This window comes from Streptomyces sp. AK010 (assembly GCF_014207295.1).
GTDB lineage: Bacteria > Actinomycetota > Actinomycetes > Streptomycetales > Streptomycetaceae > Streptomyces > Streptomyces massasporeus.
On record NZ_JACHCX010000002.1, the window covers coordinates 525,019 to 542,018 of the forward strand.

General features: G+C 70.8%; 14 protein-coding genes, 1 tRNA gene and 1 pseudogene. 9 read left to right on the top strand and 7 right to left on the bottom strand.

The genetic code is table 11. The features are described 5' to 3' along the window. Positions 1–231: 231 nt before the first annotated feature. Entirely contained in the window at positions 232–1,524 is a 1,293-nt protein-coding gene (locus tag HDC93_RS05730) for a class I SAM-dependent methyltransferase (protein WP_185007766.1), read from the top strand. A 148-nt stretch (positions 1,525–1,672) separates the two neighbouring features. On the opposite strand, the gene HDC93_RS05735 is transcribed toward HDC93_RS05730, so the two are convergent. Both HDC93_RS05735 and HDC93_RS05740 read right to left on the bottom strand, forming a co-directional pair. Then, positions 1,673–4,201 (bottom strand): ABC transporter permease, encoded by a 2,529-nt coding sequence (locus HDC93_RS05735; protein ID WP_185007768.1) that lies wholly within the window; start codon positions 4,199–4,201, stop codon positions 1,673–1,675. 49 nt (positions 4,202–4,250) lie between these two features. After that, positions 4,251–5,021 (bottom strand): ABC transporter ATP-binding protein, encoded by a 771-nt coding sequence (locus HDC93_RS05740; protein ID WP_185007770.1) that lies wholly within the window; start codon positions 5,019–5,021, stop codon positions 4,251–4,253. A 417-nt stretch (positions 5,022–5,438) separates the two neighbouring features. On the opposite strand from HDC93_RS05740, the gene HDC93_RS05745 reads away from it, so the two are divergent. From HDC93_RS05745 to HDC93_RS05755, 3 genes are all read left to right on the top strand, one after another. Beyond that, a tRNA-Leu gene (locus HDC93_RS05745) sits at positions 5,439–5,522 on the top strand. Between the two features lie 133 nt (positions 5,523–5,655). After that, positions 5,656–6,882 carry a 4-hydroxybenzoate 3-monooxygenase gene (locus tag HDC93_RS05750; protein WP_185007772.1) on the top strand — a complete coding sequence of 409 codons (1,227 nt, stop codon included), beginning with the start codon at positions 5,656–5,658 and terminating at the stop codon, positions 6,880–6,882. Positions 6,883–7,038: 156 nt separating this feature from the next. After that, a complete protein-coding gene (locus HDC93_RS05755) occupies positions 7,039–7,947 on the top strand; it encodes a Bax inhibitor-1/YccA family protein (protein WP_185007774.1) in 909 nt (302 codons plus the stop codon). A gap of 76 nt (positions 7,948–8,023) precedes the next feature. Here HDC93_RS05755 and HDC93_RS05760 read toward each other — a convergent pair whose 3' ends face one another. Beyond that, entirely contained in the window at positions 8,024–8,254 is a 231-nt protein-coding gene (locus HDC93_RS05760) for a DUF4287 domain-containing protein (protein WP_031102797.1), read from the bottom strand. 101 nt (positions 8,255–8,355) lie between these two features. On the opposite strand from HDC93_RS05760, the gene HDC93_RS05765 reads away from it, so the two are divergent. After that, the gene (locus HDC93_RS05765; protein ID WP_185007776.1) at positions 8,356–8,667 is read left to right on the top strand and encodes a hypothetical protein; all 312 of its coding nucleotides are present in this window, start codon (positions 8,356–8,358) and stop codon (positions 8,665–8,667) included. A gap of 79 nt (positions 8,668–8,746) precedes the next feature. Here the strand turns inward: HDC93_RS05765 and HDC93_RS05770 are convergent, their stop codons facing one another. The 3 genes from HDC93_RS05770 to HDC93_RS05780 all read right to left on the bottom strand — a co-directional run bounded on the left by HDC93_RS05770 (position 8,747) and on the right by HDC93_RS05780 (position 12,211). Then, positions 8,747–9,529: a hypothetical protein gene (locus HDC93_RS05770; protein WP_185007778.1), complete on the bottom strand. Its 783-nt coding sequence runs from the start codon at positions 9,527–9,529 to the stop codon at positions 8,747–8,749. A gap of 273 nt (positions 9,530–9,802) precedes the next feature. After that, positions 9,803–11,023, bottom strand: a complete 1,221-nt coding sequence (locus HDC93_RS05775; protein WP_185007780.1) for an acetyl-CoA C-acetyltransferase — start codon at positions 11,021–11,023, stop codon at positions 9,803–9,805. 162 nt (positions 11,024–11,185) lie between these two features. After that, complete coding sequence (locus HDC93_RS05780) at positions 11,186–12,211, bottom strand: SGNH/GDSL hydrolase family protein (RefSeq protein ID WP_185007782.1); 1,026 nt, start codon at positions 12,209–12,211, stop codon at positions 11,186–11,188. A 156-nt stretch (positions 12,212–12,367) separates the two neighbouring features. Here HDC93_RS05780 and HDC93_RS05785 point away from each other — a divergent pair, with 156 nt between their 5' ends. Further along, positions 12,368–13,756 carry a cystathionine beta-synthase gene (locus tag HDC93_RS05785; RefSeq protein ID WP_185007784.1) on the top strand — a complete coding sequence of 463 codons (1,389 nt, stop codon included), beginning with the start codon at positions 12,368–12,370 and terminating at the stop codon, positions 13,754–13,756. A gap of 405 nt (positions 13,757–14,161) precedes the next feature. Continuing rightward, a pseudogene (locus HDC93_RS05790) lies at positions 14,162–14,668 on the top strand (SDR family oxidoreductase); the annotation flags it as partial. Between the two features lie 15 nt (positions 14,669–14,683). Here the strand turns inward: HDC93_RS05790 and HDC93_RS05795 are convergent. Continuing rightward, on the bottom strand, positions 14,684–15,106 hold the full coding sequence (locus HDC93_RS05795; RefSeq protein WP_185007967.1) for a hypothetical protein: 423 nt from the start codon (positions 15,104–15,106) through the stop codon (positions 14,684–14,686). 172 nt (positions 15,107–15,278) lie between these two features. Here HDC93_RS05795 and HDC93_RS05800 point away from each other — a divergent pair, with 172 nt between their 5' ends. Continuing rightward, a complete protein-coding gene (locus HDC93_RS05800) occupies positions 15,279–16,121 on the top strand; it encodes a MurR/RpiR family transcriptional regulator (protein ID WP_185007786.1) in 843 nt (280 codons plus the stop codon). Between the two features lie 89 nt (positions 16,122–16,210). Continuing rightward, the gene (locus HDC93_RS05805) at positions 16,211–16,795 is read left to right on the top strand and encodes a hypothetical protein (RefSeq protein ID WP_185007789.1); all 585 of its coding nucleotides are present in this window, start codon (positions 16,211–16,213) and stop codon (positions 16,793–16,795) included. Positions 16,796–17,000: the final 205 nt, after the last annotated feature.

Genomic DNA, 17,000 nt, shown 5'->3' on the forward strand with positions numbered 1-17,000 from the left:
GCCTGTGCAGGTGCCCCGGCGCGTTCAGGTCTGTCGTCCCATGCAGGCCCCCGGCCCGTGCAGGCCCACCCCCGGCGCGTTCAGGTCCGCCAGCCCGTCAGAAGGCGCGTCCGGGCGGCCGAAGCGGCGGTTTTGCCCAGTCATGACGCGTGCCGGGGACTGCGCCGCAGCCCCGTAGGTGTTTACGTGGTGTCGGATATTCCGGGATCCCCCGTCACGGAGGTGTACACCATGGCAGACGCCGCGCCGCGGCTGCAGGGCCTCTTCACACAGTTGCTGGGAGCACCGCTCCCGGTGCGCATCCGCGCCTGGGACGGTTCGGAGTCCGGCCCGCCGGGCGCGCCGACCCTGGTCGTACGCAACCGCCGCGCGCTGCGCCGTCTGCTGTGGAAGCCGGGCGAACTGGGCCTGGCCCGCGCCTGGGTGGCGGGCGACCTGGACATCGAGGGCGACCTCTACGCGACCCTCGACCTGCTGGCCGGTCTCATCTGGGAGCGCGGCGAGGACGCCCGCACCCTCGCCCAGGCCCTGCGCGACCCCGAGGTCCGCGCCGCCGTCCGCGGACTGGTCATGCTCGCCGGACCCCCGCTGCCGCCCGCCCCGCCCCGCGAGGAGGCCCGCAGCCCCCGCCGCCACCTGCACACCAAGCGCACCGACCGACGCGCCATCAGCCACCACTACGACGTCGGCAACGACTTCTACGAGATCGTCCTCGGCCCGTCCATGGTGTACTCCTGCGCCTACTGGCCCACCCCGGACAGCACCCTCGAACAGGCCCAGCGGGACAAGCTCGAACTCGTCTGCCGCAAGCTCGGCCTGAGCCCCGGCCTGCGACTGCTCGACGTCGGCTGCGGCTGGGGCTCGATGGCCATCCACGCGGCCCGCGAGCACGGCGTGCGCGTCGTCGGCGTCACGCTCTCCCGAGAGCAGGCCGCCTACGCCCGCAAGCGCGTCGCCGACGAGGGCCTCACCGACAAGGTCGAGATCCGCGTCCAGGACTACCGCGACGTCCGCGACGGGCCCTACGACGCGATCTCCTCCATCGGCATGGCCGAACACGTCGGCGCCGACCGGTACCTGGAGTACGCCGCCGACCTGTACGACCTGCTCAAGCCCGGCGGGCGGCTCCTGAACCACCAGATCGCCCGCCGCCCGCAGGGGGACGAGACGACGTACAGTGTCGACGCCTTCATCGACTCCTACGTCTTCCCCGACGGCGAGCTCCAGCCGGTCGGCGCCACCGTGGCCCAGCTGGAGCGCGCCGGGTTCGAGGTGCGCGACGTCGAGGCGATCCGCGAGCACTACGCCCTCACGCTGCGCAGCTGGGTCGAGCGCCTGGAGGCCGACTGGCAGCGCGCCGTCCGGCTGGCCGGCCCGGGCCGCGCACGCGTCTGGCGCCTCTACATGGCCGCCTCCGCCCTGGCCTTCGAGCGCAACCGCATCGGCGTCAACCAGGTCCTCGCCGTGCGCACTCCCGAGTCCGGGACGTCGGACCTGCCGCTGCGCGCCCGCACCTGGAACTGACCACGACGAAGGGCCCCTCTCCCACCCCCTTGAATCCAAGCCCGTCCAACGGCCACGGTCCTCGCAACTCCCACAGATCGCGGGTGTTGCGAGGACCGTTGGAACCCAAGCCCACCCCTTGCATCCAAGGGGCCCTTCGCGCGTCCCGCTACTCCGCCTTGATGGCCTCCAGCATGTTCAGCCGCGCCGCGCGCCGGGCCGGCCACAGCGCCGCGAGGACGCCCACCGTCGCGGCCAGCAGCAGGAAGACACCCATCCGCGCCCACGGCAGGACCAGCTCGTAGGTCGCCATCTTCGAGGCCAGCAGTTCACCGGCCGCCCAGCCGAAGAACACGCCCAGGCCGATGCCCAGCACCGCGCCGAACAGGGAGATCACCAGGGACTCGATGCGGACCATCCGCTTGATGCCCTTGCGGTCCAGGCCGATCGCGCGGAGCATGCCGATCTCCTGCGAGCGCTCGAAGACGGACATGGCCAGGGTGTTGATGACGCCGAGGACCGCCACGATCACCGCCATCGCGAGCAGGCCGTAGACCATGTTCAGCATCAGCGTGAACATCTGCGCGATCTCGTTGGAGATGTCGTCCTTGGACTGGACCTTGACGGCCGGGTTGGTGCCGAGGGCCTTCTCCAGCTTGTCCTGCACCGCGCCGGACGTGCCGTCGGAGGTCCTCACCATGACCTTCATGTTGTACGGGTCCGACTCGTGCGGGGCGAGGGTCTTCTCGTCGAGCAGGATGCCGCGCAGGAAGTCGTTGCTCTCATAGGTCCCGGCGACCGTGAGCTTCTGCTTCTTGCCGTCGCCGTAGACGACGGTGAAGGCGGAACCGGTCTTCCAGCCGTAGGACTTGGCGGTCTCGCTGTCCACGACCACGTCGTCGCCGCCGACCTTGAAGGTGCCGTCGTCGACCTCCGGGCCGACCAGGTCGCGGATCGCCGCGCCGTTCACGCCGGTCACGTACTCGCTCTGGCCGCCGATCCGGGTTTCGGCGTTGAGCATCGGGCTGGTGGCGGTGACGTCGTCGGCCTGCTTCAGCTTCTTCTCGACGTCCGGCGACAGCGGGTTGCCGTTCGCCATGGACACCACGTAGTCGGCCTTGATCGACGCCGACGCCATCTTCTCGATCGCCTGCTGGAGGCTGCCCGCCATCACCGTCATGCCGGTGATCAGGGTCAGGCCGATCATCAGCGCGGAGGCGGTGGCGGCCGTACGGCGCGGGTTGCGCACCGAGTTCTGCCGGGCCAGCTTGCCGGAGATGCCGAAGGTGCGCAGCAGCGGCGCGGCGGCGGCGATCAGCGGGCGGGACAGCAGCGGGGTCAGGATGAACACGCCGATGATCAGCAGCACCGCGCCGAAGCCCATCGGCATCTGGCCGTCCGAGCCGTCCATGGTCGTGGCGACGAGGACCACCGCGATGCCCGCGGCCGAGACCAGGGCGCCCAGCGTGTTGCGCAGCACCAGCGACTTGGTGGTGGCCTTTGCGTGCACGCTGCTCATGGCCGCCACCGGCGGGATCTTCGCGGCCCGGCGGCCGGGCAGCCACGCCGCCAGCATGGTCACCAGAACGCCGACCGCGAGCGCGGCACCGATCGTGCCGGGCGTGATGACCAGCGGACCGTCGGGCACGGTCGCGTCGAACGTGCCCATCAGGGAGCGCAGTCCGGCCCCGATGCCGATGCCCGCCACCAGACCGGTCACGGCGGCGACCAGGCCCACCACGAACGCCTCGATGAGCACCGAGCGCGTCACCTGCCGGCGCGAGGCGCCGACCGCGCGCATCAGCGCCAGCTCCTTGGTGCGCTGGGCGACCAGCATGGTGAAGGTGTTGGCGATGATGAACGTGCCGACGAACAGGGCGATGCCGGCGAAGACCAGCAGGGCCGTCTGCATGCCGCTCATCGACCGGGAGATCATCTCCGCCTGGTCGTCGGCGAGCTGCTTGCCGGTGGTGGTGGAGACGGTGCCCTTGGGCAGTGCCTTGTCCAGCTCCGCCTTCAGCGCGGCCTGGGAGACGCCCGGCTTCGCCTTGACGTCGATCTCGTCGTACACGCCCGGCTTGCCCAGCAGCTTCTGGGCGGTCGCCGTGTCGAACAGGGTGAGGCTGCCGCCGGCCGCCACGTTGCCGTCGTCGGTGGTGAAGATGCCGGTGATCTTCGGCGTCAGGACCGGCCCGTCGACGGACATCCGCACGGTGTCACCGACCTCGTAGCCGGCGCGCTTCGCCGTCGCGGAGTCGATGAGGATCTCGTTCTCGCCCTTGGGGGCGTGCCCGCTGACGAGCGGGTAACGGGGGTCCTTCGTGCCCCAGTGGTTGCCGCCCCGCGACTGGAAGCCCTCGCCGATCAGCTTGCCGTCCTTGTCGGCGAGGGCGGTGAAGTTCTGCACCACGCCTATCGCGGACGCGGCTCCGGGCACCCGCTCGCTCTTGTCGAGGGTGGCCCGGGTCAGCTCGTGGAGCTTTCCGACCTTGTCGCCCTCGGCGTCCTGGTAGTCCGCGGTCATGGCGACGTCGACCTGGTCGAAGCCCTTGGCGGAGCTCTTCTGGTAGGCGTCGGAGATGGTGTTGGTGAAGACCAGGGTCCCCGACACGAAGGCCACGCCGAGCATCACGGCGAGTACGGTCATCAGGAGCCGGGCCTTGTGCGCGAGCACGTTGCGCAAGGCGGTACGGAACATGGGTTTTCTCAGTCCAGTCGGTTGGGGCCGGGGCGTCTATGAGGGGGCGTCAGCTCGTGCGGCCCTTGGCGTCGAACGCCTTCATGCGGTCGAGCACGGAGTCGGCCGTCGGCCCGTACATCTCGTCGACGATCCGGCCGTCCGCCAGGAAGATCACCCGGTCCGCGTAGGCCGCGGCCACCGGGTCGTGCGTCACCATCACCACCGTCTGGCCCAGCTCCCGCACGGAGTTGCGCAGGAAGCCCAGTACCTCGGCGCCGGAGCGCGAGTCGAGGTTTCCGGTGGGCTCGTCCCCGAAGATGATCTCGGGCCGGGAGGCCAGCGCCCGGGCCACGGCGACGCGTTGCTGCTGACCGCCGGAGAGCTGGGACGGCCGGTGGCCGAGCCGGTCGGCCAGGCCGACCATCCGGATGACGGAGTCCAGCCACTGCTTGTCCGGCTTGCGACCCGCGATGTCCATCGGAAGGGTGATGTTCTCCAGGGCGGTCAGGGTCGGCAGCAGGTTGAACGCCTGGAAGATGAAGCCGATCTTGTCCCGGCGCAGCTTGGTCAGCTGCTTGTCCTTCAGGGAGCCGAGCTCGGTGTCACCGATGCGCACCGACCCGGAGGAGAAGGAGTCGAGGCCGGCCACGCAGTGCATCAGGGTGGACTTGCCGGAGCCGGAGGGGCCCATGATCGCGGTGAACTCGGCCTGGCGGAAGTCGACGGAGACGCGGTCCAGGGCGACCACCTGGGTCTCACCCTGCCCGTAGATCTTCGAGAGATCCGTGGCGCGCGCGGCCGCGGTGGTGGCCCGGTCGGTGAGGGAAGCGGTGGTCACGGGATGGCTCTCCTGTCGGACGGCTGTGTACGGGGGAAGGACGTGCTCCATCGTCCGGGTCCCACGGCGCCGTGTAGTCACCCGTAGTTCTGGTTCCGAAGGCCGACTCGGGTCTGACCGCGCCGAGCGGTGTCATACCTGGGGATGACGAACACCCCTGAGGGGCCGTCGTGTCGGGAACCGATGCGTCCGGGTGTCGAGAACAGGTGGAGTGCCCTCGTTCGGGCGGTGAAATTCCGTCATTCCGCATGCGCGGCCGACCGGCTCAAGGAAGGCTGTTGGCAAGTGCGGATGGCGTGTTCCGTGTGCTGATGCACCCTCAGACGTCAATAAAATAAGACAACATCGGTCCACGCTTCCGCTGTTCGGGGGACCTGTCCGGATAGTCTCGGAACCTCGATGCGGAGCCCACGGCCTGCCCGGATGGTGGAATGCAGACACGGCGAGCTTAAACCTCGCTGCCCCTTCGCGGGCGTGCCGGTTCGAGTCCGGCTCCGGGCACCTTCCGATCCCTGCGTGGTCCATTGAAGAGTTCACGGCGCGCCCGTTGACAGCGGCCGCATGCCGTCGGAGACTCGCATGCACATGGTGAAAGAAACTTCACCTGACGAACAGGATGAGAAGAGGTCGTCCGATGCGCACCACCGTCGGCATCATCGGAGCGGGCCCCGCCGGCCTCCTCCTCGCCCGGCTCCTCCACAACGCGGGCATCGACGCGGTCGTCCTGGAGAGCCGCGACCGCTCCTACGTCGAACGGCGGCAGCGCGCCGGGATCCTGGAGCAGGGCACGGCGGACGTGCTGCGCGCGGCCGGCGCCGGGGAACGCATGGACCGCGAGGGGCTGCGCCACGACGGCATCGAGCTGCGCTTCGACCGAAGGCGCCACCGCGTGGACTTCTCCGCCCTCACCGGCGGCCGGTCCGTGACGGTCTACGCCCAGACCGAGGTGTGCAAGGACCTCATCGCCCTCCAGCTGCGGGACGGCGGCCCCCTGCTCTTCGAGGCGGAGGCGCTGGCCGTGGAGGACGCAGGCACCGACGCCCCGCGGATCCGCTTCCGGCACGAGGGCCGCGAGGACGTCCTGGAGTGCGCCTACGTCGTCGGCTGCGACGGTTTCTGGGGCGTGGCCCGCAAGGCGATCCCCGCCGGACTCGCCCAAGTCTTCGAACGGACGTACCCCTTCGGCTGGCTCGGCATCCTCGCCGACGTGCCGCCCTCGCACGACGAGCTCGTCTACGCCCGCCACGACCGCGGCTTCGCCCTGCTCTCCATGCGCCCGCCCGTCACCCGCCCCCGCCCTTCCAAGGAAGTCGCTTCGCTCCCCATCGAATCCTTCGTCTCCCGCCTCTACCTCCAGGTGCCCGACGGCACCGATGCCGGGACGTGGAGCGACGAGGAGATCTGGGACGAGCTGGAGCGCCGGTTCGAGACCGACGACGACTGGCGCCTGGAGCGGGGCCCGATCACCCAGAAGTCGGTCACGCCCATGCGCTCCTACGTCCACGAGCCCATGCGCCACGGCCGCCTCTTCCTCGCCGGTGACGCGGCACACATCGTCCCCCCGACCGGGGCCAAGGGCCTGAACCTCGCAGTCGGTGACGTCGTGACCTTCGCGCGGGCCCTGACGCACCAGCAGGAGACCGGCTCGCCGGAGCTGCTCGACGCCTACTCCGCGACCTGCCTGCGCCGCGTCTGGCAGGCCGAGCGGTTCTCCTACGACATGACGGTCCTTCTGCACCGCGCGCCCGCCGCGACGGCCTTCGAGGACCGGCTCCAGCTCGCCCGGCTGGAGCGGATCGCCTCGTCCCGCGCGGCCGAGACGGACCTGGCGGAGGCCTACACGGGCTTCCCGTTCGGGTGAGCCGGGAGTGACCCCCTCCGGTGAGGGGAATCACGAAGCAGCGTAGCGTGTTGCGCAGCACACGAGGGAAAGATCCTCCCCAAGCAGTAGGGTCATTCCTTTGCCTACCTATTACTCTTGAGCCAAGGCCACGACGTGTGGCCATGGAGGAGTGAAATGAGGAGCAGAAACCCGGTCTTCTCGCGACGGGGGTTCAGCCGCGACAACGGCTACGCGGGCTTCAACACCGCGCCGCAGGCCGGGGGTCCCGCTGTCGCCACCCAGGGCAACCCGTACGCGCAGCCGACGGGCGGCCAGTACGCGCAGAACCCGTACGCGCAGAACCCTTACGCCCAGCAGGACCTGCAGTACGGCGCGCCGCCGCAGGCACCGGCCACCACCGGCCGGATGACCATCGACGACGTCGTCCTGCGCACGGCGAGCACGCTCGGTGTGCTCATCCTCACCGCGGCGCTCTCCTGGGCCCTGCTGCCGATCGACGACGCCAACATCAGCCGTAGCTACGGCATCGGTATCGGCGCCGCGCTGATCGGCATGGTCCTGGCGTTCGTGCAGTCCTTCAAGCGCAAGGCCTCGCCCGCGCTGATCCTGACGTACGCCGCGTTCGAGGGTGTGTTCCTCGGCGTCGTCTCCAACATCGTGGACAACCGCATCGCCGACGGTGCGGCCATGCAGGCCGTGATCGGCACGATGGCGGTCTTCACCGGTGTGCTGATCGCCTACAAGGCCGGCTGGATCCGCGTCAACCGCCGCTTCTACGGCTTCGTGATGGCGGCCGCGCTCGGCTTCATCCTGCTGATGACCGTGAACCTGCTGTTCGCGGTGTTCGGCGGCGGTGACGGCCTCGGCTTCCGCAGCGGTCCCCTCGGCATCGTCTTCGGCGTCATCGGCATCATCCTCGGTGCCTGCTTCCTCGCCCTGGACTTCAAGCAGGTCGAGGACGGCATCGCCTACGGCGCCCCGCGCGAGGAGGCCTGGCTCGCGGCCTTCGGCCTCACGCTGACGCTGGTGTGGATCTACATGGAGTTCCTGAGGCTCATCTCGATCCTCAACAGCAGCGACTAGTTCAGCCAGTCGTAGCGCGAAGGGCCCCGGCTTCGGCCGGGGCCCTTCGGCGTCGGGAGGACGGTGCGATGCGCGCCTAGAGCAGTTTGCGCGCGGCCCTCCTCAGGTCGTACTCGTGGATGATCGCCTTGGCGTGGCCGTACGCCAGGTTGTGTTCGTGCCGGAGCCAGCTGACCTTTTCCTCGAAGCGGAAGAGCGCCGGGCCATCTTCGACGGTGCGCAACCAGTCGGAGATCTCACGACCGGTGCAGTGGGGGATGCGGGCGAGCATGTTGCGGTGGGTCTCTTCGGAGAAGACTTGGGACATCGGCGCCTCCGGACGCTGGGATGTAAGCCGGTCCTTCAGGTCACCGTGCCTGAGTGTTCGCCCGTTGGCAACAGTCCCGCTGGGACGCGTACGCTCGCGGCGTGGTTGATACGACGCCTCTGACCCGTGCGGTGGAGCACTTCGCCGATCGATTGAGGGCCGCGCCCCAGAGCCGGTTGCAGCGAGGAGCTGCCGCTGAGGCTCTGGAGTTGGCCAGGGAGTTGGCCCGGAGGGCGCAGCGGCTGGAGGCTCCTGATGCGGAGCCCCGGGAGATGCCGGATGCGGGGATGTTTGCGGCAGCAGATCAGATCACCGTCGCCGGGAACGATCTGGCGGTGGTGATTCCTGCGGACGCCGACGTCGTTGAGGCCGTGCGGGTGGTGGAAGAAGCGCAGAAGCGGGCGGGGGTCTGAGCTTCGTTCGCGAGTGCGGGCCGAGTGTGGTTGTTCGCGCCCACGCGGCGGAGCCGCACATTGATACAGCCCCGCGCCCCTAAAGGGACGCGATCACTCGGTCCGCCAGGATGTAGACGTTCTCCTCGCCGCATTCGAACGTGAGGGTGTAGGCGCCCGAGATGCCGGAGCCGCCCAGCAGGACCGGGGTCCGGCCGGCGCGCAGGGCCGCGGAGAGGTGCTCCGCCGTCTCGCGGTGACCCGGGGTCATGCACAGGGTCGTGCCGTCGGCGAAGACGTAGACGTCCAGGGTGCCCAGCGGGCCGGGGCGGACGTCCGTCAGCTCGACGCGGGAGGAGGCCAGCTCCTCCAGGGCGGCGACGGTGCGCTCGTGGTCGTTCACGACCGGCGACTGCGTCGGCACGAAGTCCGGGTGCGAGGGGTGACGGCGGCGGGCCGCGGCCAGCTCCGGGGACTCGGCGGCGGGTTCCTCGGTGTCGGCGCCGGGCTCGGACACCGGCTCCAGACCCGCGAAATCGGCCTGACGGGGCAGGAACAGATCGACCTCGGGCAGGCCCAGCAGGGAGGGCGCGTCGGAGGCGTCACGGGCCTCCTGGGCGGCCCAGAACGCCCGCGCCTCGGCGAGCTCCCGCTCCCGCTCCTCGGCCAGTGCCGCCGCCACGGCGGCACGTATCTCATCGGTGTCGGCAGTGGTACGAGCGGCGGGCAGCAGCGCACGGGTGGTGGCGGCGCGGCTCTCGGCCAGCGCGGTGTGCAGGGCGGCGACCTGTCGGCGCAGCTGCAGGACGGTGCGCAGGACGGCGACGCCCACGGCTCCCGTGGCGGCCGTGGTGACCAGCAACGCGATCGGCATGGCGCTCACTGACGTACTCCCGGTTCAAAGTCGACCCCCGACTTCCTACATCAGCTTGAAGGGCGGACTAACCAGCTGTCAGTGCGTAACGTCACGAAACGGACAGGGCTTCGGCGTCGGGGGATGGGGTGTGGCTGTTGTGACCTGCGGTTCTCCCCTGGCGGAGGGAGATAGGTCACATCCTGGGGGAGATTGGATCACAAAACAGCCCAGAACCCTGGAGTTTCCAGGGTTCTGGGCCCAAGGCTCACAGCAGGTGCTATGGCGGCTACGGTGCGCCGCTCAGCTGAGGCGCTCGATGACCATGGCCATGCCCTGGCCGCCGCCGACGCACATCGTCTCCAGGCCGAACTGCTTGTCGTGGAACTGGAGGGAGTTGATCAGCGTGGTCGTGATGCGGGCGCCGGTCATGCCGAAGGGGTGGCCGACGGCGATCGCGCCGCCGTTGACGTTCAGCTTCTCCAGCGGGATGCCCAGGTCGCGGTAGGAGGGGATCACCTGGGCGGCGAACGCCTCGTTGATCTCGACCAGGTCGATGTCGCCGATGCCGAGCCCGGCGCGCTTCAGCGCCTGGTTGCTCGCCTCGACCGGGCCGAGGCCCATGATCTCGGGAGAGAGGCCGGAGACGCCGGTCGACACGATGCGGGCGAGCGGGGTGAGGCCGAGCTCGCGGGCCTTGGTGTCGGACATGATCACGAGGGCCGCGGCGCCGTCGTTCAGCGGACAGCAGTTGGCGGCCGTGACCATGCCGTCGGGGCGGAAGACCGGCTTGAGGCCCTGCACGCCCTCCAGGGTGACGCCGGCGCGGGGGCCGTCGTCCTTGGAGACGACCGTGCCGTCGGGGAGGGTGACCGGGGTGATCTCGCGTTCCCAGAAGCCGTTCTTGATGGCCTCCTCGGCGAGGTTCTGCGAGCGGACGCCGAACTCGTCCATGTCCTGGCGGGTGACGCCCTTGGTGCGGGCCAGGTTCTCGGCGGTCTGGCCCATCGCGATGTACGGGTCGGGCAGCAGGCCGTCCTCGCGCGGGTCGTGCCAGGTCGAGCCCTCGGACTCGGCGACCGCGGCGGTGCGGGCCTCGGCGTCGGCGAACAGCGGGTTGTGTGTGTCCGGAAGGCTGTCGGAGTTGCCCTTGGCGAAACGGGAGACCGTCTCGACGCCGGCCGAGATGAAGACGTCGCCCTCGCCGGCCTTGATGGCGTGCAGGGCCATCCGGGAGGTCTGCAGGGAGGAGGAGCAGTACCGGGTGACGGTGCAGCCCGGCAGGTGGTCCATGCCCATCTGCACGGCGACGACGCGGCCGAGGTTGTGGCCCTGCTCACCGCCGGGCAGGCCGCAGCCGAGCATCAGGTCGTCGATGTCCTTCGGGTCCAGCTCGGGGACCTTGGCCAGTGCGGCCTGGATGATCGTGGCGGTCAGGTCGTCCGGCCGCACGTCCTTCAGGGAGCCCTTGAAGGCGCGGCCGATGGGGGAGCGGGCGGCTGAGACGATCACGGCTTCGGGCATCACGGCTCCATTGACGTACCGGGTGGTCTGGCAGGGCTGACTGGGAAGTTACCCGTACGTATGGCCTGGGTCACGGGTGTCACGGTGTGACCCTGACCGCAGTTTCCAAGCGCTTGCTTTGCTGCTCTTCCTTTCTGCTCCCCGGTGCGTTTCCTTTGCTCCTCAATTCGAAGGGCTCGCGGGGGCCGGTTCCTGCTCGGGGACCCGCCGACGCCGGCGGCGCTTCAGCAGGGCCCACGGTCCGCGCGGTCCGCTCGGCATCGCCGCCGCGACCTCCGTGCCCGCCTCCGAGGCGGCCTCCGCGGCCGCCCGCGCAACCGGCAGGAAGCCCTCGCGGCGGGAGGCGTCCGGGCGCTCCTCCTCGGCGGGCCACAGGCCCAGGGAGGCGCAGACGGTCGGCAGGACCGCCATCGCCGCCGTCGCGTAGCCCTCGGCGGAGGGGTGGTAGCTGTCCGGGCCGAACAGCTCGCGCGGGTTCTCGGCGAACTCGGGGCCCAGCAGGTCGCCCAGGGAGACGGTGCGGCCGCCCTGTTCGACGACTCCGATCGTCTGGGCGGCAGCCAGCTGGCGGGAGGCCCGCCGGGCCAGCCAGCGCAAGGGCTGTCGCACCGGCTCGATCGTGCCGAGGTCGGGGCAGGTGCCGACCACCACCTCCGCGCCGGCCGTGCGCAGCCGCCGGACCGCCGAGGCGAGATGGCGGACCGAGCGGGTCGCGGGCATGCGGTGGGTGACGTCGTTCGCCCCGACCATGATCACGCAGATGTCGGGCACGGGGTCGGGATCGGCCAGCACCAGGGCCACCTGGCGGTCCAGGTCGTCCGAACAAGCCCCGGGAGTCGCCACCGTGCGCAGCTCCACCGGCCGCTCGGCCAGCGCCGCGAGCCCCGACGCCAGCAGCGCTCCCGGTGTCTGCCCGCCCCGGTGCACGCCCTGGCCCGCGGCCGTGGAGTCGCCCAGCATCGTCAGCCTCAGCGGTGCCTCGGCCGGACCGGCGTACATGCGGCCGTACAGCCCGTCCGCGTGCGGCACGTGAGGAGACGTGCCGTTGCCCACCCGGCGCCGCGCCAGCTGCACCTCGGCCAGCACCAGCCCGACCGCCGCCGCCCCGGCCAGACCGACCCCGCCGCCGCCGTACGCCGCGCCGGCGGCGATCCGCCGGGCCACCCTCGCCCTCGACATGCTCGTCATGCGTCGCTGCCACCTCCTCGAACCCGTACACCCAGTGCTTGCCCCGTACAGCCCGTCGCCCAATCTCAACAGGCAGTGAACGACCGTCACGGACCACGACAAGGTCATAGGCTGGCGGCACCACTCAGACCACTTCTGCGGCATCCGGAGACAACGGTGCAGTTCCACGACTCGATGATCAGCCTCGTCGGCAACACCCCGCTGGTGAAGCTCAACAGCGTGACCAAGGGCATCAGGGCGACCGTCCTGGCCAAGGTGGAGTACTTCAACCCCGGCGGTTCCGTGAAGGACCGCATCGCCCTGCGCATGATCGAGGCGGCGGAGGACAGCGGCGCTCTCAAGCCCGGCGGCACGATCGTCGAGCCGACCAGCGGCAACACCGGCGTCGGGCTCGCCATCGTGGCGCAGCAGAAGGGGTACAAGTGCATCTTCGTGTGCCCCGACAAGGTGAGCACCGACAAGATCAACGTGCTGCGCGCGTACGGCGCCGAGGTCGTGGTGTGCCCGACCGCCGTGGACCCCGAGCACCCGGACTCGTACTACAACGTCTCCGACCGGCTGGTCCGTGAGACGCCGGGGGCCTGGAAGCCCGACCAGTACTCCAACCCCAACAACCCGCTCTCCCACTACCACTCGACCGGCCCCGAGCTGTGGGAGCAGACGGAGGGGAAGATCACCCACTTCGTGGCGGGCGTGGGCACCGGCGGCACCATCTCCGGAACCGGCCGCTACCTGAAGGAGATCAGCGACGGCTCGGTGAAGGTCGTCGGCGCGGACCCCGAAGGCTCCGTCTACTCCGGCGGCTCCGGCCGGCCCTACCTCGTCGAGGGCGTCGGCGAGGACTTCTGGCCGACCGCCTACGACCGGACCGTCGCGGACGAGATCGTCGCCGTGTCCGACAAGGACTCCTTCCAGATGACCCGCCGCCTCGCCAAGGAGGAGGGTCTGCTCGTCGGCGGCTCCTGCGGCATGGCCGTCGTGGCCGCGCTGGAGGTCGCCGAGCGGCTCGGACCGGACGACGTCGTGGTGGTCCTGCTGCCGGACAGCGGCCGCGGCTACCTCAGCAAGATCTTCAACGACGAGTGGATGGCCGACTACGGCTTCCTGGAGGACACGGGCCCGAGCGCCCGCGTCGCCGACGTCCTGAACGACAAGGAGGGCGACCGCATGCCCTCCCTCGTCCACATGCACCCGGAGGAGACGGTCGGTCAGGCCATCGACGTGCTGCGCGAGTACGGCGTCTCGCAGATGCCGGTCGTCAAGCCGGGCGCCGGCCACCCCGACGTGATGGCGGCCGAGGTCGTCGGCTCGGTCGTGGAACGCGAGCTGCTGGACGCGCTGTTCAGCAAGAGCGCCTCGCTGGAGGACCCGCTGGAGAAGCACATGTCCGGCCCGCTGCCCCAGGTCGGTTCCGGCGAGCCGGTCGCCGACCTGATGGCCGTGCTGGGCAAGGCGGACGCGGCGATCGTCCTCGTCGAGGGCAAGCCGACCGGTGTGGTCAGCCGCCAGGACCTGCTGTCCTTCCTCGCCCGCGCGGGGAAGTGACGGCCAACGGCCGGTGAACTGCCCGTGAACCGGGTGAACTTGCGGCGTCCGTGATCTTCGAGGACTTCGCGGAACCGGTACGCGGGTGTCACGTTCACGCAGCACCCGCTTAACACGCGTCCTGCACATTGGTGGATGTCGGCAAGGGCGGGAGCGGCTCCCCGCCCGAACCGGCGCCGAACGGCGTCGAAGGACCTCCGGAGCGGCTCCCGGACCTCCACGGACGCCATGGACGCGCACGCCCGGCCCTGACCGGGCCCGCGTCCTTCGCGGGGACCGCCGTCGTCCCGCCCCCCGTTCACGGGGGTGCGGCGGTCCCCGCGCAATTTCTCTCCGCGCCCAGGAGACCTTCTGCGCCTGCGCCCCTGGAGACCGTCTACGCCTTGGAGACCGTCTGCGCCCTCCGTGGACCTGGTCGTGAACTGCGCCGGCGTCATGCCGCCCCACCCCGTCGACGCCCGGCGCTCCGACGAGTGGCAGCGGATGCTCGACACCAACGTCTCCGGGGTGCTGCGGATGATCGGCGCCTTCACCGACGACCTGGTGAGCGCCGCCGCCGACGGCCGTACAGCCGACATCGTGAACATCTCGTCCATCACCGCGCACATCAGCTTGTCGAACTACGCGGTCTACGGCGCCACCAAGGCCGCCGTCACCTACCTGTCGGAAGCCCTGCGCGGGGAGTTCGGGCCCCGGGACGTCCGGGTCACCAACATCGAGCCCGGGTTCGTGGAGAGCGAGCTGCGCACCCACATCTCGGACGCGGACCTGTCCCGGCAGGTCGAGGGCATGCTCGACGAGGTGGGCGCCCTGTCCGCGGAGGAGCTGGCCGACCTCGTGGCCTACGCGACGAGCCGGCCGCGCCGGGTCAACCTGCGGCAGATCATCGCGCTGCCGACGCGGCAGGTCTGACCGGCGTGCGCACGCTCAGTCCTCCCAGCCACCGTCCTGGGAGGACCTGCGGCGGCCGAAGAGGTTCGGGTTGGAGCGGAGCGCCTGGACGACGTTGACGCCGACGATGCCCGCCCAGGCGACGAGCAGCCCGGGCAGACGGGCCACGCCCCCGCCGATCGCTGACAGCGGCACCGCGAGGACCAGGGAGACGATCCCGAAGCCGAACCGCTCGCCCCACGAGTCCGTGACCTTCGGCGACCGGGAGTCCCGGGCCGCCTGCATCTGCTGCTCCGCGAGCTGCCGGCGCACCCGGCGCTCCACCGCGCCGTCGATCCGCTGGTCGACCTTCTCCAGGAACGAGTCGACCAGCGCCGGCTCGTACTCCTCGCCCAGATCCCTGCGTGCGTGCAGGGTGGCGTCGAGTTCCCTCTTGAGGCCGGTGTCCCGCGCGTCCATTCCCGTCATGCCGTCCACGGTAGAAAGCGCCGCCGCCCGCCGCACTGGGGTTAGCCCCCCTGTTCCGCCGGGGGTCCCCGGTCCTGCCGCCACCGCCCTGCGGCCCGGCTTGCCGCTCTGCATATGCTCATGCAGAATCCTCAGCTACTGAATAGGCGAGGGGGAGCACGTCATGAGCGTGACCGACAGCCCTGCCGCGCGGCTGCAGGCGCTCTTCGAGGGCCACCGGCTGACGCCGACGCAGCGACGCATCGCGCACAGCATGGTGCGGCGCGCCGCGGACGTGCCGTTCCTGTCGAGCGTGGAGCTCGCCGAGCTGGCCGGGGTCAGCCAGCCGTCCGTGACCCGGTTCGCCGTCGCCCTCGGCTTCGACGGCTACCCCGCCCTGCGCCGCCATCTGCGCGAGGTCACGCCCGCCGAACCCGCTGTGGAGGCCGGTTCGCACAACGAGTACCAGCAGGCCGTCGAGGCCGAGATCGAGAACCTGCGGCACCTGGCGGAGGCGCTGGCCGATCCCGGCCCCGTCCAGCGCGCGGGACGCCTCCTCGCGGGCTCCCGGCCGCTGCTCGTCCTCGGCCTGCGGGCGGCTGCCGCCCAGGCACACGGTTTCGCCTACTTCGCCGCCAAGGTGCATCCCGACGTACGGCTGCTCGGCGAGGGCGGCACGATGGTCCAGGACCGCATCGACGCCGCCGTCCGGGCCGGCGCGAGCGCACTGCTCTGTTTCGCGCTGCCCCGGCACCCCCGTGAGGTCGTCGACACCCTCACCTACGCCAAGGAGGCCGGGCTGACCGTCGTCACGGTCGCCGACTCCGCCTTCGCGCCCGTCGCCAAGGTGTCCGACCTGCTGCTGCCCGCCGCCGTCGGTACCGGCCTCGCCTTCGACACGGCCTGCGCGCCGATGCTGCTCGGCCGGGTGCTGCTGGAGGCCATGTGCGACGACCTGCCCCAGGCCCAGTCCCGCCTGGAGGAGTTCGACACGAAGGCGGCGGCGCGAGGCCTGTTCGTCGACTGACGGCACGGGCGGGCTTCTTAAGACTCGTCTCACGTTGCGTCGCTACCGTATGGCTCCCAAAGGCTTCGGAGACCGGACGGAGGCTGGACGTGACGCGCGGAGGACAGGGACTGGCCCGAGTGGCCGTCGTCGTACGGGCGGGGGCGGCCCCGCTGTGGTGGCTGGGCGTTCTCGCGGCGGGCATCGGCCTGCTCGCACCGGGCCTGACCGGACGCCGCATCGGCGTCCTGGCCGGAGCGGCGCTGTTCGTCCTGGCGGCGGCGGTGGTCGCGTGCGCACGCCGCAAGCGCTACGCGGCCCTGGCCGCGGCCGCGTCCCGGGCCGGCAAGCACGACGTACTCCAGGACCGCGCGGTCACGGTGCGCAACTGGCGCCGGGGCCACCGCTGGTGGCTCCTCCTCGCCTTCCTCGCCGCTCTGGGCAGCGCCTTCGCGGCCCCGGCGGCCGGGGGCATGCTCCTGGCCGGCTGCGGCGCGGGCCTGTGGCTGAAGTCGGCCTGGCTGGGCCGCCGCGAGCAGGCCGACGAGGCACTGCTGTGGGTCCGCGTGGACTGGCTGCGCGGGGGAGCCGCCCACCCGACCGGCAAGCGCGTGAGGGCGTACCGCAGCACGGGCATCGCGGCGGGAGACGCGTCGCCGGGAGGCGCACGAAGGAAGTCACCGATCCCGGTGTGACCGGGCGGTGCCTGACCCGTCCGGCGCGGGGCCGTATCGATGTACGGCTCCGCGGCGAGGGCGCGACAAGCCCCGCCGCACCCGAGGCCGGATTCCCGCGGCACCTCCCGCCCCGCCGCACCCGAGGCCGGATTCCCGCGGCACCTCCCGCCCCGCCGCACCCGAGGCCGGATTCCCGCGGCACCTCCCGCCCCGCCGCACCCGA

What these genes read in the sequence shown, in the direction of transcription:
- HDC93_RS05735 (WP_185007768.1), bottom strand. Translation starts at nt 4,201, where the DNA reads ATGTTCCGTACCGCCTTGCGCAACGTGCTCGCGCACAAGGCCCGGCTC.
- HDC93_RS05775 (WP_185007780.1), bottom strand. Translation starts at nt 11,023, where the DNA reads ATGCCCGAAGCCGTGATCGTCTCAGCCGCCCGCTCCCCCATCGGCCGC.
- HDC93_RS05795 (WP_185007967.1), bottom strand. Translation starts at nt 15,106, where the DNA reads ATGGACGCGCGGGACACCGGCCTCAAGAGGGAACTCGACGCCACCCTG.
- HDC93_RS05800 (WP_185007786.1), top strand. Translation starts at nt 15,279, where the DNA reads ATGAGCGTGACCGACAGCCCTGCCGCGCGGCTGCAGGCGCTCTTCGAG.
- HDC93_RS05755 (WP_185007774.1), top strand. Translation starts at nt 7,039, where the DNA reads ATGAGGAGCAGAAACCCGGTCTTCTCGCGACGGGGGTTCAGCCGCGAC.
- HDC93_RS05780 (WP_185007782.1), bottom strand. Translation starts at nt 12,211, where the DNA reads ATGACGAGCATGTCGAGGGCGAGGGTGGCCCGGCGGATCGCCGCCGGC.
- HDC93_RS05760 (WP_031102797.1), bottom strand. Translation starts at nt 8,254, where the DNA reads ATGTCCCAAGTCTTCTCCGAAGAGACCCACCGCAACATGCTCGCCCGC.
- HDC93_RS05730 (WP_185007766.1), top strand. Translation starts at nt 232, where the DNA reads ATGGCAGACGCCGCGCCGCGGCTGCAGGGCCTCTTCACACAGTTGCTG.
- HDC93_RS05750 (WP_185007772.1), top strand. Translation starts at nt 5,656, where the DNA reads ATGCGCACCACCGTCGGCATCATCGGAGCGGGCCCCGCCGGCCTCCTC.